The sequence below is a fragment of the Ancylobacter sonchi genome, assembly GCF_018390695.1.
In the GTDB taxonomy this organism is placed as follows: domain Bacteria; phylum Pseudomonadota; class Alphaproteobacteria; order Rhizobiales; family Xanthobacteraceae; genus Ancylobacter; species Ancylobacter sonchi.
Genome location: NZ_JAHBGF010000010.1, coordinates 44,078 through 60,812, shown reverse-complemented (window position 1 = coordinate 60,812; position 16,735 = coordinate 44,078). Strand labels below are relative to the sequence as shown.

The 16,735-nt window shown below is 69.6% G+C and carries 8 protein-coding genes; all 8 read left to right on the top strand.

The features are described 5' to 3' along the window. The first annotated feature begins 169 nt into the window (after positions 1 to 169). The 8 genes from KHC28_RS01810 to KHC28_RS01775 all read left to right on the top strand — a co-directional run bounded on the left by KHC28_RS01810 (position 170) and on the right by KHC28_RS01775 (position 16,732). Complete coding sequence (locus KHC28_RS01810; protein WP_214006621.1) at positions 170 to 2,371, top strand: TonB-dependent siderophore receptor; 2,202 nt, start codon at positions 170 to 172, stop codon at positions 2,369 to 2,371. Then, positions 2,365 to 3,966: an alpha/beta hydrolase-fold protein gene (locus KHC28_RS01805; RefSeq protein WP_214006620.1), complete on the top strand. Its 1,602-nt coding sequence runs from the start codon at positions 2,365 to 2,367 to the stop codon at positions 3,964 to 3,966. The genes KHC28_RS01810 and KHC28_RS01805 overlap by 7 nt, the downstream gene beginning before the upstream one ends. Before the next feature lie 450 nt (positions 3,967 to 4,416). After that, positions 4,417 to 5,676 (top strand): enterobactin transporter EntS, encoded by a 1,260-nt coding sequence (gene entS / locus KHC28_RS01800; RefSeq protein ID WP_214006619.1) that lies wholly within the window; start codon positions 4,417 to 4,419, stop codon positions 5,674 to 5,676. 6 nt (positions 5,677 to 5,682) lie between these two features. After that, entirely contained in the window at positions 5,683 to 6,882 is a 1,200-nt protein-coding gene (locus KHC28_RS01795; RefSeq protein ID WP_214006618.1) for an efflux RND transporter periplasmic adaptor subunit, read from the top strand. Then, positions 6,879 to 8,822: an ABC transporter permease gene (locus KHC28_RS01790; protein WP_214006617.1), complete on the top strand. Its 1,944-nt coding sequence runs from the start codon at positions 6,879 to 6,881 to the stop codon at positions 8,820 to 8,822. Before KHC28_RS01795 ends, KHC28_RS01790 begins: the two co-directional genes overlap by 4 nt. A gap of 42 nt (positions 8,823 to 8,864) precedes the next feature. Beyond that, a complete protein-coding gene (locus KHC28_RS01785; RefSeq protein ID WP_214006616.1) occupies positions 8,865 to 9,125 on the top strand; it encodes a phosphopantetheine-binding protein in 261 nt (86 codons plus the stop codon). 30 nt (positions 9,126 to 9,155) lie between these two features. Continuing rightward, a complete protein-coding gene (locus KHC28_RS01780) occupies positions 9,156 to 9,371 on the top strand; it encodes an MbtH family protein (protein ID WP_214006615.1) in 216 nt (71 codons plus the stop codon). 122 nt (positions 9,372 to 9,493) lie between these two features. After that, positions 9,494 to 16,732, top strand: coding sequence for a non-ribosomal peptide synthetase (locus KHC28_RS01775; RefSeq protein WP_214006614.1), 7,239 nt, complete (start codon positions 9,494 to 9,496; stop codon positions 16,730 to 16,732). Positions 16,733 to 16,735 lie beyond the last annotated feature (3 nt).

The window sequence follows — 16,735 nt, the reverse complement described above, 5'->3', positions numbered from 1 at the left end:
TACAAACTTATGTACCTCTCAATGACACGCCGTTTCCGCAAGCGATTTTGCCGTTTCTACGAAGTACGGCTTTGTCGACGCTTATGCCCGTCGCCCCTATACATGGATTAGTCAGTCGGAGGATGGACCGAAAGGCCTCCTTCGCGGTTCTGCAGTCAAAGGCTAAACCATGGTCCGCTCCTTCTCGTTCTTCGCCGGGTCGTCCCTCCTGCTGCGCGCCTCACTTCTGGGCGCGACCAGCCTGATCGCCATCGGCGCCGCTCAGGCACAGGAAACCGGCAGCGAGATCGTGCTCGACACGGTGCAGGTGCAGGGCTCGAAGGAGCGCGGCGACGGACCGGTGGATGGCTACGTGGCCCAGCAGAGCACGGCCGGCACCAAGACGGACACGCCGATCGCCGACACGCCGATGTCGATCTCGGTCGTGCCCCGCCAGCAGATAGAGGACCAGCAGGCGGAATCGGTGGCGGAAGCGCTGCGCTACTCGCCCGGCGTCTTCAGCGAATATCGCGGCGCCTCCAATCTGCGCGACGAGATCTTCGTACGCGGCTTCTATTACGTTCCGAAATATCTCGACGGCCTCTTCTTCGGTGGAGACCTCGAATATTCCAAGATGTACCCTTATTTGCTGGAGCGGGTCGAACTGATATCCGGCCCGGCCTCGGTGCTCTATGGCCAGCTCAATCCCGGCGGCCTCATCAACATGGTGAGCAAGAAGCCGACCGACGAACCTTTCCATCAGGTCGAGCTGACAATCGGCACCGGCAACATGTTCCAGGGCTCGTTCGACCTCAGCGACAAGCTGGTAGGGACCGATGACTGGCGCTACCGCATCGTCGGCACCGGGCTGACCACCGATCTGCAGGAGGATTACGCCGAGCAGCAGGGCTTCGCCATCGCACCGTCGCTGACCTGGACGCCGGACGCGCAGACGACGCTCACCATTCTCGCCGGCTACCAGTACGAGCCGGAAGCCGGCTTCCGCAACTTCCTCGACGCGGCGGGCACGCTCGAGCCCATCGAGGGCTACGGCTATGTCTCGCGCAACTTCTTCGTGTCCGATCCCGACTGGGAGGACTTCAATCGCGAGCAGGCCTGGATCGGCTACGAGTTCGAGCGGGAGCTGAACAATGTGTTCACCGTACGCCAGAAGGCGCGCTACCTGTGGGTCGACACGCTGCACCATACCCTGACCTGGGGCAGTTCCAGCGTCGATGATGCCGGCGAAGCCTGGGTCAGCCGCAACGCCAGCGGCGGCACCGAGACCTGGGGCATTTTCACCATCGACAACCAGGTGCAGGCCGACTTCAACACCGGTGCCGCCGAGCACACCGTCCTCGCCGGGCTCGACTACCGCAACCGCTCGCGCGATTACTGGTGGGGCTACAATTTCGACATTCCCGACATCAGCCTGAACAACCCGGTCTATGGCTCGAACTACGACTATGCCGGCATCGTGCTCGACGTCGACAGCGACGAGACGCTCTCGGCCTGGCAGACCGGCGTCTATCTGCAGGACCAGATCACCATCGGGCGGCTGCATCTGCTGGCCGGCATCCGCTACGACTGGGCGGACACCACCATCGACGACAATCTGACCGGCACCAGCACCGCCTATGACGACCAGGCCTTCACCTACCGGCTCGGCGCGCTCTATGCCTTCGACAACGGCATCGCCCCCTATGTGAGCTATTCGACGTCCTTCGAGCCGGCGCTCTACACGCCACTCGCCGGGGAGAACCCCTTCGACCCCACCACCGCCGAACAGTTCGAGGTCGGCGTCAAATACGCGCCGACCGACCGCATCCTGCTGACCGCCGCCTATTACGACATCACGCAGAACAACGTGGTGGAAGGCGTGTGGAACAGCACGCTGGCGCAGACGGTCTATTCCCAGATCGGCGAGGTGCACAATCGAGGCTTCGAACTGTCCGCGCGGGCCGAGATCGTCGACAACTGGAACGTCGTGGCGTCCTACTCCTATGTCGACTCGGTCATCGAGGACTCCAAGACCGCCTCGCAGGTCGGCAACACGCCGGCCCGCATTCCCCAGCACCAGGCGGGCCTGTGGAGCACCTACAGCTTCAGCACCGGCAAGCTGAACGGGCTGACCATCGGCGGCGGCGTCCGCTATATCGGCGAGAGCTGGGGCAACAGCGGCAATACCTTCACCGTGCCCTCGGCCACCCTCTACGATGCCATGCTGCGCTATGATCTCGCCGTGCTGAGTCCGAAGCTCAAGGGCGTGGAGGTGCAGGTGAACGCCAAGAATCTCGCCGACGAGACCTATGTCGCCTCCTGCGCCAGCGCCTATGCCTGCTTCTATGGCGAGGGCCGTACCGTCACCGGCACGCTGAGGTATACATGGTAGGCCGGGCCCGGCTGATGGCAGGCTTCTGCCTGACCATCGCGGCCATCTCTGGCGCGCCCATCGGCGTGCATGGCGAGCCGATCCGGCTGGAACGGACGGAGCCCGCCGCGAGCCCGGCCCTCGCTGTCGGCGAGGCCGCGTGGTTCGAACGGCCTGCCGCCATCGGCGACTATCTGCGCGGCACCGTGCGCGCGGCGGCCGGGCGCTTCGATCTCGACCTCGTCGCCGCCGACGGCGTGCCTATCCGGCGGCTCGCCACCGACACCGCCGGTCCGGCCGAGTTCCATCTGGTCGCGGAAAGCGAAGGACTTCGGTTCAAGGCGACGGCACGCCAGCCCGGCACCGTGGTCGATCTCGTGATCGGCCGGCAGGTGCCGCGCTCCGGGCAGGTTGCCTCTTCCACCTATCTCAGCCCGCGGATCGCCGCCCTCGCCACGCATGTTGCCGCCGGCGGCGACACGGGGGAGTTCTGGACCGAAGTCACCCGCCAGGGCACGCCGCTGGTCGAGCTGGCGGGGGCCGGCCGGGCTATCGTCACCTTCCTGGCGCGGGGCGCCGAGCGCAATGTCCGGCTGTTCGGCGCGCCGAGCGGCGACCACGAGGAGCTGGCACGGCTCGGCACGTCCGACACATGGTTCAGGAGCTTCGACGTTCCCACCTCGACACGGCTCGCCTATCAGCTGGCCGCGGACGTCCCCGATCTGCCTGGCAGCGCGCGCGAGCGGCGTGTGGCCATATTGGCCACCGCCAAGGCCGATCCGTTCAACCGCCATCCATCTCCCACCGATGCCCCGGACGCCTTCAGCCAGGAGTCCCTCCTCGAACTGGCCGACGCACCCCGGCAGCCGGGGCAGGACGGCGTGGCGCCCGCCGCCGGAGAATTGAGCCGGCTACGGGTATCAAGCGCCCGGTTGGGCAACGAGCGCGAGGTCACGCTCTACCGTCCCGCATCGCTCGCCGCCGGCGCGGCCGACACCCGGCTGCTGTTCGTCTTCGACGGCGAAGCCTATCTCTCCCGCGTCGACACGCCCGCCATCCTCGACCGACTGATCGCCCGGGGCGAGCTTCCGCCGGTGATCGCGGTATTCGTTCCCGCGCTCGACCGCGAGACGCGCACGCGCGAACTGCCCGGCAACGACGCCTTCGCCGACTTCATGGCGCTGGAGCTGCTCCCGCGCGTGCAACGGGAGATCGGTTTCGCGATCCCGGCGGAGCGCACCATCCTTGCCGGATCGAGCTATGGCGGACTCGCCGCCGCCACGGTGGCGCTGCGCCATCCCGAGGCCTTCGGCAACGCGATTTGCCTCTCCGGCTCCTTCTGGTGGCATCCCGACCCCGGCTCGGACGGACGCGCCGAGTATCTCGCCGGCGAGATCGCGTCCGCCCCGCGCCGGGATGTCCGCTTCTTCCTGACGGCCGGATTGTTCGAGACCGGCCGGATCGGCAGCGCCGGCATCCTCGAGACCTCGCGGCATCTGCGCGACGTCCTGACGGCGAAGGACTACCACGTCGGCTATCGCGAATATGCCGGCGGCCATGACTATCTGATCTGGCGTGGCGCTCTGGCCGACGCACTGCTCGCTCTCACCCGCTGAGCGCCAGTTTCCGCTTGGAGAATGCGACCTATAATTCACATCATAGAAAGTAAATTCGACCATCTATAACAATTATATTCACAATTTCAAAAATAAAACATTCTCGAAATAACAAACACGTACGTTCTCTCAAAGAAATTTGCTGCTTCTTCGGATGTCCGGCGGCGGTTCGACATGGGTACATTGCCTCCCGTGAGGCGCCCTTTCGAGCCTATCGTCCAACCCGGGGCTCGAAGCCCCTTCGCGCGCCCGGAAACAGCGGCGCGCGAAGGGAGCGCGCGCAATGCCGTCGCACGATAGAAGCAGTGGTGATCCCATGCCCGGAACCGGCCTTGGCCACGTCGCAGTCCGCCCGATACGGCGGACCCTCGCTCCCGGCCGCGAAGCCCTCTGCCGGTGTCCGGTCCTGGCGAGACCGGCCCCCGGGCGACATCCGGGGAGCGCCAGGCCGTGAGCGCCCGCCTCTTCGTGGACATCTCCCTGCTGCGCCGCAACGCGTATTTCCGCAATCTGCTGATCGCGCGCACCATCTCGCTGATGAGCCTCGGCATGCTCACGGTGAGCGTGCCGGTGCAGGTCTACGAGATGACCGGATCGAGCGTGCAGGTCGGCCTCGTGGCGGCGCTGGACGGCCTCGGCATGTTCCTCGGCCTGCTGCTGGGCGGCGTGCTCTCCGACCTGCATGACCGCCGCCGGCTGATCCTGTTCGCCCGCTCCATCTGCGGGATCGGGTTTCTCGGGCTTGCCGCCAACAGCCTGCTGGAGACGCCCTCCCTCATCGCCATCTACGGCCTCGCCTTCTGGGACGGCTTCTTCGGCGCGCTCGGCGTCGCGGCGCTGATGGCGGCCATGCCCTTCATCGCCGGCCGCGAGAACCTGATGCAGGCCGGCGCCCTCGGCATGCTCGCCACGCGCTGCGCCACCATCGTCTCCCCCGCACTCGGCGGCATGGTCATCGCCTTCGCCGGCCTCGGATGGAACTACGGCATCGCCGCGGCGGGCACGCTCGCCACCGTGCTCACCCTGCTGTCGCTGCCGCGCATGGTGCCGGAGCGGCCGGAAGTCACCCATCCGCTCCGCATGATGGGCGAGGCCTTCGGTTTCCTGTTCCGCCATCGCAAGCTGCTCATGGTGTTCGCCATCGGCACGCTGCTCACCATCACCACCTCCATCCGCATCCTATTCCCGGCGCTGGTCACGAACACCTTCGGCGGCGGTGCGCTGGAGATCGGCTTCATGTATTCGGCCGTACCGGTGGGAGCGACCCTCGGCGCCCTGCTGAGCGGCTGGGCGCGCGGCCTCAACCGGCCGGAACTCACCATGTCCGGCCTGTGCGTGCTGGCTTTTGCCTGCGTCGTCGCGCTGGGCGCGGCGGGACATATAGCGGCGGCGATGCCGGTCCTCGTCGTCTACGGCTATGCCACCGCCATCGCCAACCTGCTGCAATACACCATCATCCAGGACCACACGCCGGACGCCTATCTCGGCCGCATCAACAGCCTGTGGGCGGCGCAGGACGTGACGGGCGACAGCATCGGCGCGGTCGGCATAGGCGCGCTGGCGCAACTGCTGCCAGGGGCCGGCGTCATGCTGCTCGGCGCGGCGGCGCTCGGCCTCGGCGGCCTGTTCACGCTGGGCTTCCACGCCATGGGGCGCGCCGATGTCGAGCCTGCGCTTCCCGCCTCGCGGCCCGTCGCGGAAGAGGGCTGAGGCATCATGGCCGCGTCCCGCCGAACCCGTCTTGCCCTGCGTTCCGCCGGCATCGTGGCCCTCATCGGGCTGGCGGCGGGTGGAGCGATGTTGCTGGCCGATGCCCGGCTGAATGCCGGCACGCCGGCTGAGGCCTTCGAGACCGCCCCCGTCACCCGCGGCGACATCGAGGAGAGCGTGTCGGCGCTCGGCAAGCTGCAACCGCGCGACTATGTCGATGTCGGCGCCCAGGCCTCCGGTCAGCTCCTGAAGCTGCATGTGCGCGAGGGCGACAAGGTCGAGGCGGGCCAATTGCTGGCAGAGATCGATTCCGCGCTGCAGGAGGCGCAGGTCGAGGCCGGCGAGGCCGAGCTGGCGCGGCTTCAGGCCCAGATCCTCGATCTCGAGGCGCGCGCGCGCTTCGCCGCCAGCCGCGAGGAGCGCCAGGCCCGGCTGGTCCGCAACCAGTTCACCAGCACCGAGGAACACGATCGCGCCGCCATGGAGGCCGAGACGGCGGCAGCGCAGCTGAAGATGACGCAGGCGCAGATCCGTCAGGTGAGCGCCACGCTGCGCTCGAACCGCGCGCAGCTGGACTATACCCGCGTCTACGCGCCGATGGCCGGCACCGTCGTCTCGGTGGAGGCCCGTCAGGGCCAGACGCTGGTGGCGACCTACCAGACGCCGCAATTGCTGCGCATCGCCGATCTGTCGGTGATGACGGTCTGGACGCAGGTCGCCGAGGCCGACGTGCCGAAGCTGAAGCTCGGCATGCCCGTGTGGTTCACCACTCTCGGCCACCCCGAACGGCGCTGGGAAAGCCGGGTACGGCAGATCCTGCCGGGGCCGAGCACCAGCGGCAGCGCCGGCGCCAGCAGCGGCACGACGGCAAATAGTGGCGTCGTCTTCTACACGGCGCTGTTCGACGTCCCGAATCCGGAAGGCGAGCTGCGCCCGCAGATGAGCGCCCAGACCTTCTTCGTCACCGCCGGTGCGCGCGGCGTGCTCGTCGTGCCGACGGTCGCCCTCGCGCCGGTCGAGGGCGAGGCCGACGTCTTCACCGCCCGCGTGCCGGGCGCGGACGGCAGGCCTGAGACCCGCCGCCTGCGCGTCGGCGTGCGCACCCGCTTCAAGGCCGAGGTGCTCGAAGGGCTGAAGGAGGGTGAGCACGTCATCGTCGGCGAGCGCAACGAGGAGGTGCGGACCGCCATCCGCTTCACTCAATGACAGCTGGTTCCCACGTCCCCCTCATCGCGCTTCGCGGCGTGCGCCGCGCCTTCACCCGCGGCAGCGTCACCACCGAGGTGCTGTGCGGCGTCGATCTCACCATCAATCGCGGTGAATTCGTCGCCATCGTCGGCGCCTCCGGCTCAGGCAAGTCGACGCTGATGAACGTCATCGGCCTGCTCGACCGGCCGACCTCCGGCAGCTACCGCTTTGACGGCCGCGAGGCGGGGGCGTTCGGTCGCAACGAGCAGGCCCGGCTGCGGCGCGAGGTGTTCGGCTTCATCTTCCAGCGCTATCTGCTGCTGCCGGGCGTCGACGCTTGCGCCAATGCGGAGCTGCCGGCGGTCTATGCCGGCATCCCCGCCGGGACGCGCCGGCAGCGCTCGACCGCACTGCTCGACCGCCTCGGACTAGCGGATCGGCTGGACCATACACCGGACCAGCTTTCCGGCGGGCAGCAGCAGCGCGTCTCCATCGCCCGCGCGCTGATGAACGGTGGTGCCGTCATCCTCGCCGACGAGCCGACCGGCGCGCTCGACAGCGCCTCGGGCGCAGCGGTGATGACGCTGCTCGGCGAGCTCGCCGACGAGGGACACACCGTCATCCTGGTGACCCACGACGCGCAGGCCGCGCGCGCCGCCCGGCGGGTGGTGGAGATCCGCGACGGCCTCGTGGTCTCGGACAGTGGCGAGACGATCCCCGCCATGCTTGAGCGGAGCGGGGAGGAGCGGCCGAAGCGGCACGCGCCCGGCCTGTTCGCGCTCACCGAGGCGCTGCGCTCCGCCTTCGCCGCGCTGGCGGGCAACCCGTTCCGGACGGCGCTGACCCTGCTCGGCATCGTCATCGGCACCGCCGCGGTGGTGGCGATGCTCGCCATCGGCGAGGGCACGCGGCGGGACGTGATGGCGCGCGCGGCAGCGACCGGCACCGACTGGATCGTCGTCATGCCCGACAACGACAATCCGACCCTGCCCGGCGGGCGCCTGACGCTCGCCGACGCCGAGGCGCTGGCCACGCTGCCCAATGTGAAAGCCGTGACGCCGGGCCGCTGGACCACCGTGACCCTGACCGCCGGCGCGACCAGCCTGCGTTCGGAGGCCTTCGGCACCTCCACCGCCTATCCCGAGACCTTCCAGTGGGGCACGCGCAGGGGCGGCTTCTTCACCCCGGCGGACGAGCGCGCCGGCGCGCCGGTCATCGTGCTGGGTACGGCGGTGGCCGCCCGGCTCTTCCCGGACGAGGAGGACCCGTCCGGGCGCTACGTGCTCGCCAACAACATCCCCTTCCTGGTCACCGGAGTCTTGGTTCCGAAGGGGCCCGACGAGCGCGGCACCGACCGCGACGACCGGGTCGTGGTGCCGCTGCTCACCGCGGCGAGCCGCCTGATCGGCAGCACGGATCTCGGCGGCATCCAGCTCACCGTCGCCGACACCGCGCGGCTGGAGGAGACCAAGCAGCTCGTGCGCGAGACGCTGCGCGAGCGCCACCGCATGGAAGATTTCTTCATCAACGACATGGCGGCCCGCATCGCGGCGGTGGCCGAGACCCAGTCGGCGATGGCCGGCCTGCTCGCCATGATCGCCGGCATCTCGCTGCTGGTCGGCGGCATCGGCGTGATGAACATCATGCTGATGAACGTCACCGAGCGCACGCGCGAGATCGGCATCCGCATCGCGGTCGGCGCCTCGGCCGCGGACATCCTGCGCCAATTCCTGCTCGAAGCCCTCGTGCTGGCGGGTGGCGGTGGAATCGTCGGCGTCGCGCTCGGCCTTGCCATCGGTGTCGGCGCGTCCCTCGTGCTCGGCCTCTCGGTGGTGTTCCAGCTTACCGCCATCGTGCTCGCCCTCGTCGCGGCGATGAGCATCGGCGTGCTGTTCGGCTACATGCCCGCCCGCCGCGCGGCGCGGCTCAATCCGGTGGAGGCGCTGGCGCGCGAGTAGATGCGCTCATGCCGCTCGCCAAACACCCTTATGGAGGTATCGATGACTGCTGCATCCCAGCCTGCCCATCTGCCACCGGCGTCGAAGGACGCCCTGCGCGTCCAGCTGATGCGCTTCCTCGACGAGGAACCGGAGGATGACGACAACCTGATGGACTACGGCCTCAACTCCATCACCGCCATGCAGCTGGTGACGGAATGGAAGGCGGCGGCCATCGATGTGAGCTTCGTCGAGTTCGCCCGCTGCCTCACCCTCGGCACGCTCTGGGCCCTGCTGGAAAGCAAGGGCGCCGGCCGCTCCTGACTTTATCCGTACCGAACCGAAGGCTCCGTCATGGACGACCATCATCTGAACCCCTTCGACGACGAGCGTCACCTCTTCCTGGCTCTCGTCAATGCGGACGGCCAGTACAGCCTGTGGCCGTCCTTCCGCGACGTGCCGGAAGGCTGGCGCTCCGTCCACGGCCCGGACGACCGCGCCTCCTGCCTGCAGCTGATCGAACGGGAGTGGCAGGACATCAGCCCCGCCACCCGCCGGATATCGGCCTAGCCCGACCGACCTGACCGCGGCGGCGCGACCGCCTCCGCATATCGAGGAAGAAGACTCTCACCCGGCCGGCCTGCGCCACAGGCCCGCCGGCGGGGTTTTTCATTGCCCGCAAGGACACCGCCATGCGCATCCTGCCGCTCGTCAGCACCCAGCTCGGCATCTGGCTCGCCGACCAGATCGCCGAACGGGGCAACGCCTATCTCATCGCCCATGCGGTGGAGCTCGCCGGCCCGGTCGACCCGGAGCTGCTGGCGGCGTCCATCACGGAAGGCCTCGGCGAGGCCGACACCGTCTCGGCCCGCTTCTTCGCCGACGAGGCCGGGGCCTGGCAGGTGCTGCGGGAGGCCGGCGACGAGAGCCGCCTGCCGCCGATCGAGCGGCTCGATTTCAACGACCATGCGGATCCGCAGGCGGCGGCCCGCGCCTTCATGCAGGCGGACATGGCCACGGAACTGCCGGCAGCGGGCGAGCATCCGCTTTCGCGGCAGGTGCTGATGAACCTGACAGGCAGCGACGGCGCCCCGCGCTGGTTCTGGTACCAACGCTATCACCATTTGATGCTGGACGGCTTCAGCTTCGCCGCCCTCACCCGCCGGATCGCAGAGATCTACACCGCCCGGCTCGCCGGACACACGCCCTCGCCCTCGCCTTTCACCGACGCCGCCTCGGTGGTGGAGGAGCACGACGCCTATGTCGCCTCTCCCGCCTTCGCCCGCGACCGGGAGTTCTGGCGCGGCTATTGCCGCAACCTGCCGCCGCCCTGCGACCTGTCGCTGCGCGACGTCCATGTCGACACGCCGAGCGGCACGGCGGCGGCGGGCGGAGAACCCGCCAGCCTGGTCACCCATACCCATGCCCTGCCGCCCCGCCTCCTCGTCGCCCTTGAGGAGACCGCCCGCGAGCACCGGCTCGCCGTGTTCGACCTCATCATGGCGGCGGTGGCGACCTATCTCTACCGCGTCTCGGCGACACCCTCGCAGGTGCTCGGCGTGCCCTTCATGCGCCGCATGGGCTCGGCGGCGGCGAGCACGGTGGTGCCGGCGGTGAACGTGCTGCCGGTGCGGATCGAGGTCGATCCGTCGGCGCCGCTCGCCGCATTGGGCGAGCAGGTCAAGCAGGCCCTGCGCGACGCGCGCCGGCATCAGCGCTACGATGCCGAGCGCATCCAGCGCGACCTCGGAGTGGTCGGCTCCGGACGGGCGCTGTACGGACCCGTCATCAATTACCGTATCTTCGACTACGATCTCGCTTTCGGCGCGGTCGCCGGCCTCACCCACCATCTTGCGGTCGGCCCGGTGGACGACATCGATTTCGGCGTGCTCATCGCCGACGGCCGGATCAAGCTCGAACTGCGCGGCGAACCCCGACGCTACAGCCGCGACGATCTCGCCCGCCACGCCCGTCGCCTCGAATGCCTGATCGACGGCTTCAGCCGCGACGCCGCGACGCCGGCCGGCCGGCTTCCGGTCACCGAAGGCCACGAAGGGCGCCTCCTCGCCGCCGCCGCCAGCGGCCGGACGGTCGCGCCACTCGACGGCGCCCGCACTGTCCTCGACCTCTTCGCCGCGCAGGTCGCCCGCACGCCCGAGGCGACGGCGTTGGTCGGCGGGGCGACACGGCTCTCCTTCGCCGAGGTCGCCGGGCGGGCGCGGGCGCTCGCCCGGCACCTCTCGGCCGAGGGCATCGGGCCGGGCGACATCGTCGCCCTGGCGGCGCCACGGGCGGCGGAAACGGTCACCAGCCTACTCGGCATTCTCGAAAGCGGCGCCACCTTCCTGCCGCTCGACCTAGACCATCCGCCGGAGCGCCTCGCCGCCATGTGCGAGGATGCGCGCCCGCGCCTCGTCCTCACCACGCGTGGCGCCCGGTGGCAGCTGCCCGCCGGCTTGCCGGTGCTGTGCCTCGACGAAGCGGAGATCGCCAGCCGCCTCGACGCGCTGTCCGGCGCATGGCTGGGCGAGGACGCGACGTCCGTGCAGCCCACCGCGCAGCACGTTGCCGCCCAAGGTGTCGCGGCCCATGACATCGCGGCCATCGTGTTCACCTCCGGCTCCACCGGCCGGCCCAAGGGGGTGATGCACACCCATGGCGCCCTGATCAACCTGATCTCCTCCCACTGGGATGACATCTACGCACCGGGTATCGCGGCGGCCCGCCATGCGCATCCGGGTCGGTCGCTCAGGGCGGCGCACACCCATTCCTTCTCCTTCGATTCCTCCTGGCTGCAGCTGTTCTGGCTGTTGCTCGGCCAGGAGCTTCACGTCATCGACGAGGAGATGCGCCGCGACGCCCACGGTCTCGTTGCCCATCTGCGCACGGCCGGCCTCGACGCCATGGACCTGCCGCCCTCCTTCTGCGCCCAGCTGATGAGCGCCGGCCTCATGGAAGGCGCTCATCGCCCCACCGTGCTGCTCATTGGCGGCGAGGCGGCCTCGCCGGCGCTCTGGCGCGCCCTGCGCGCGCATCCCGAGCTACAGGCGCACAACCTCTACGGCCCGACCGAATACACCGTCGACACGTTGCGGGCCCCGGTGCACGAGACGGCGCAGCCTGTGGTCGGCCGCCCCATCGGCAACACCCGTGCGCATGTGCTCGATTCCCATCTCCAGCCAGTTCCGGTCGGGGTGGTCGGCGAGCTCTACATCGCCGGCGAGGGACTGGCGCGCGGCTATCTCGGCCAGGCCGCCCGCACCGCCGAGCGCTTCGTCGCCAACCCCTTCGAGGCGGGACAGCGCATGTACCGCACCGGCGACCTCGTGCGCTGGACCGCCGACGGGCGGGTGGAGTTCATCGGCCGTGCCGACCATCAGGTGAAGGTGCGCGGCTATCGGGTGGAGACGGCGGAGATCGAGGCGGCGCTCGCCGCCCGCCCCGATGTGGAAACCGCCTTCGTCGTGGCAGAGGCCGTGAACGACAGCCACCGCCTCATCGCCTATTGCACGCTGCGCCGAGGCGATCCGCGCCAGCGCGACCAGCAGGCGCAGGAGCTCAGGAACAGCCTCCGCCAGCGGCTCCCCGACTACATGGTCCCGGCGGCGGTGATGATCCTCGACGCCTTCCCGCTCTCGGTGAACGGCAAGGTCGACCGTGCCCGCCTGCCCGCTCCCACCGCCCGCGTCGAGACGCTGCCCTCCACCCCGGAGGAGATGCGAGTGGCGCGCTCCATGGCCCGCGCCCTCAAGCTGTCGGCGGTAGGCGCGGAGAGCGACTTCTTCGCCCTTGGCGGCGACAGTATCAGTGCCATCGTGCTGTGCAACGCGCTACGGGCCGAGGGCTATCTCTTGCGCCCACGCGACGTGTTCCTGGCCCGCGACCCGCGCCGCATGGCCCGTGCGCTCACCCCGCTCGCCGCCGAGGCGGCGGACGCGCCCGGCACGGCCGAGGCTGCCTCGCCGGTAGAGGTCATGGCACTGCGCGCCCGCTATGGCGCGATCGCCGCAGTGCTGCCGGCGCTCTCCACCCAGAAGGGCATGTTGTTCCATGCCGCAACCGGCGGGCAGGCGGAGAACTACAACGCCTTCACCCGGCTGGAACTCGACGGCCGTCTCGATGCCGCCCGCCTGCATCGCGCCTTCGACGCCGTGCTGCGGCGCCATCCCCAGCTCGCCGGGGTGTTCGACACCGCCGGCGAGGAGCCGCTGCTGGCAGTGCCGCCGCTCCCGGAGGAAGGCCCGCTCTGGCCAATGGCCGAGCACGACCTGTCGACACTGGAAGGCGGGGAACTGGAAAGCGCGCTGGCCAAGCTGGAGGCTGCGACGATCGAGCGGGCGCTGGTGGCGCCGGCCTTCTGCCGGCTCATCCATGCCGAGCTCATCCGCCTCTCGTCGGAGCGGCATGTCCTGCTGATCCTCGTGCACCACCTGATGATCGACGGCTGGTCGACCCCGCTGCTGCTACGCGACCTCACGGAGGCCTATCGCGGTGACGCGCCGCTACCGCCGCTGGCGATCGGCTATGACCGGGTGGTGCGCCAGCTTGCCGCCCGCGACCGCTCGGCAAGCCGCGCGGTGTGGGCGGAAGCACTGTCCGGTGTCCGCCCCTGCACGCTGTTCGACCATCTCTCACCGACGGCGACCGTCGAGGAGCACGAGGTCGCGCTCTCGGCCGAGCACAGCGCTCTCCTCCTGGCGGAGGCGCGCCGGCGCGGGCTGACGCTCAACATGGTCATGCAGGCCGTGTGGGGAGCGGTGCTCGGCGCCATGGCCGGGCGCGACGAGGTGGTGTTCGGTACCCCGGTCTCCGGCCGCTCGGCCGAGATACCCGGCATAGGCGAGCAGGTCGGCCTATTCCTCAACACCGTGCCGATCCGCGTTCGCCTCGAACCGCATGCCGCGCTGTGGGACGAGATGGAGGCGCTGAAGGCCCAGCACGCCCAACTGATGGAGCATGACGGCCTGAGCCTCGGCGAGATCCAGGAGATCGCCGGCAGCGGCGCGCTGTTCGACACGCTGCTGGTAGTCGAGAACTATCCCGACAGCGACTATATCGGCCACGACCTCGGCGGCGTCGCGGTGCGCGACATCCGCAACCGTGGCTACAGTCATTATCCGCTGGCGCTGCTGGTGCTGCCCGGCCGGCGCCTGACGCTGCTGGTCGAGAATCGCGGCGCCGTCGCCGACGGGGCGGCGCTGGCCCGCCGCATCGCCGGCGTGCTGGAGGCGCTGGTGACACGTCCCACGACCACCGTCGCCGGCCTGCCGCTGACCACCGCCGAGGACGAGGCCCGCATCGCAGCCATCAACGCCACCGTCCGGCCGCTGCCGGCGCTCACCTTGCGCGACCTATTGGTGGCGCAGGCCGCGCGCACGCCCGAGGCGGCGGCGCTCGTCGATGCCGAGAACAGCCTCAGCTATCGGCAGGTGCGCCACCAGACGCTCGCCCTCGCCGGACGGCTGCGGGCGTCCGGCGTCCGGCCGGGCGACGTGGTCGCGGTGGCGCTGCCCCGCTCGGCACGCCTCAGCCTGGCGCTGCTCGGCGTGGTGGAGGCGGGAGCCGCCTTCCTGCCGCTCGACCTCAGCTATCCGCCGCAGCGGCTCGCCTTCATGCTGGAGGATGCCGGCCCGCGCCTCATCATCGCCGACGCCTCCTCGCTCGGCCTGCTGCCCGAGGGCACGCCCGTGCTGCGCTTCGACGCCCTCGCCAAGGAGGATGGCGAGGCCGGCGAGCTGCCCGCCGATGACGGGCTGCGCCCGGCCCATCCCTGCTACGTGCTCTACACGTCCGGCACCACCGGCCGGCCCAAAGGGGTGGTGATCTCGCACGCCGCCATCGTCAATCGCATCTTGTGGATGCAGCACGAATACCCGCTCGGCGCCGACGACGTGGTGCTGCAGAAGACCCCCTGCGGCTTCGACGTCTCGGTGTGGGAGTTCTTCTGGTCCTACATGGTCGGCGCCCGGCTGGTGATGGCGCCGCCCGGCGCCCATCGCGAGCCGGAGGAGCTCGCCGGCCTCATCGCCCGGCACGGCGTCACCACCCTGCATTTCGTGCCGTCCATGCTCGCCATCTTCCTCGGGCTGATCGCCGACGAGGCCGGGCACCGCGAGGGCTGCGCCGCCCTGCGCACCGTCTTCGCCAGCGGCGAGGCCCTGGAACGCAGCCTGGCCCGCCAATTCGCGACCCTGCTGCCGCAGGCGCGTCTTCACAATCTCTACGGCCCGACCGAGGCGGCGGTGGACGTCACCTACGCCCCGGCCGCCGGCGCGCATATCGAGGGCCGCGGCGGCGTTCCGATCGGCCGACCGGTGTGGAATACGCAGCTGCGCATCCTCGACCATCTGCTGCGGCCGGTGCCGGAAGGCATGGCGGGCGAGCTCTATCTCTGCGGCGTCCAGCTGGCCGACGGCTATCTCGGACGTCCCGACCTCACCGCCCAGCGTTTCGTCGCCGATCCCTTCGCCACCGGCGCCCGCATGTACCGCACCGGCGATCTCGCTCGCTGGCTGCCGGACGGCTCGGTGGAATATCTCGGCCGCACCGACCATCAGGTGAAGATCCGCGGCCAGCGCGTGGAGCTTGGCGAGATCGAGGCGCAGATGCTGCACCTGCCGGGCGTCGCGCGGGCGGTGGCGCATGCTGCCCGGCTCGGCGATGCCATGCATGGCGCCGATGCCCGGCAGATCGTCGGCTATGTAGTGCCGCAGCCCGGCGCCATGCCGGAGCCGGAGGCCATGCGCGAGGCGCTCAAGGCGACGCTGCCCGGCCACATGCTTCCCGTCGCCATCCTCGTGCTGGAGGACCTACCACTCTCGGCCAATGGCAAGCTCGACCGCAGCGCCCTGCCGCTACCCGACCGCGCCGCCGCAGGCATCGGCGGCCGGGCGCCGGCGGAGGGGCTGGAAACCCGGCTCGCCGCCATCTTCGCCGACGTGCTCGGCCGCGAGGCGGTGGGGGCGGAGGAGGACTTCTTCGCCATTGGCGGCCATTCACTGCTCGCCATGCGCCTCGCCGCCCGCATCCGCCGCGACCTGAAGCGGCAGGTGTCGGTGGGACAGATCGTGGTGATGCCGACGGTGGCGCGGCTCGCCGAGCACCTAATCGCCGGCGAACTGGTCGGCGACATGGCGAAAAGCGGCTTCGACCTCGTGGTGCGCCTCAGGGACGGGCACGGCGCACCGCTGATCTGCGTCTACCCGGCCTCGGGGGTCTCCTGGCAATACAGCGTGCTGTCGCGCTATCTGCGCGCCGACATGCCGATCATCGGCCTGCAGTCGCCGCGCCCGCATGGGCCGATCGCCATGGGCGCCGACATGGACGATGCGTGCGAGCGCCAACTCGCCATCCTGCGCGAGGTGCAGCCGCACGGGCCCTACTACCTGCTCGGCTATTCGCTCGGCGGGACGGTCGCCTACGGCATGGCGGTGCGGCTGCGGCGCATGGGCGAGGAGGTTCGCTTCCTCGGCCTGCTCGACACCTATCCGGCCGAGGCGCACGACTGGAGCGACCCGCAGGGCGCGGAAGCCAATCTTGGCGCCGAGCGCGAGCAGGAGCGCTTCATCAACGACGCCATGGCCGATGTGATGGACGACGAGTTCCGCCGCGAGAAGGAGGAGATGTTCGCCCACATCTTCGAGAACTACCGCGACGCCGTCACCCTGCTCTCGCAGGCCACCACCGAGGATTACGACGGAGAGATCACCCTGTTCGTCGCCGGCAAGTCGATGCTCCCCGGCATCGATCCGGAGGGCGTTTGGCGCCACCGGGTGGGCCGGCTCGCCATCCACAAGCTCGCCCATTGCTCGCACGAGGACATCGTATCCCCAGCCTCGCTCAAAATCCTCGGGCCGCTGCTCGACAACCTCATCGTCGAGGCCGACGCCGCCGGCATGCGTCACCGGCTGCCACGGCACCTCGCCGGATAGCAG

Bases quoted from the DNA above. Each gene is read 5' to 3' on its own strand.
- KHC28_RS01810 (WP_214006621.1), top strand. From the start codon at position 170: ATGGTCCGCTCCTTCTCGTTCTTCGCCGGGTCGTCCCTCCTGCTGCGC.
- KHC28_RS01805 (WP_214006620.1), top strand. From the start codon at position 2,365: ATGGTAGGCCGGGCCCGGCTGATGGCAGGCTTCTGCCTGACCATCGCG.
- KHC28_RS01795 (WP_214006618.1), top strand. From the start codon at position 5,683: ATGGCCGCGTCCCGCCGAACCCGTCTTGCCCTGCGTTCCGCCGGCATC.
- KHC28_RS01790 (WP_214006617.1), top strand. From the start codon at position 6,879: ATGACAGCTGGTTCCCACGTCCCCCTCATCGCGCTTCGCGGCGTGCGC.
- KHC28_RS01785 (WP_214006616.1), top strand. From the start codon at position 8,865: ATGACTGCTGCATCCCAGCCTGCCCATCTGCCACCGGCGTCGAAGGAC.
- KHC28_RS01780 (WP_214006615.1), top strand. From the start codon at position 9,156: ATGGACGACCATCATCTGAACCCCTTCGACGACGAGCGTCACCTCTTC.
- KHC28_RS01775 (WP_214006614.1), top strand. From the start codon at position 9,494: ATGCGCATCCTGCCGCTCGTCAGCACCCAGCTCGGCATCTGGCTCGCC.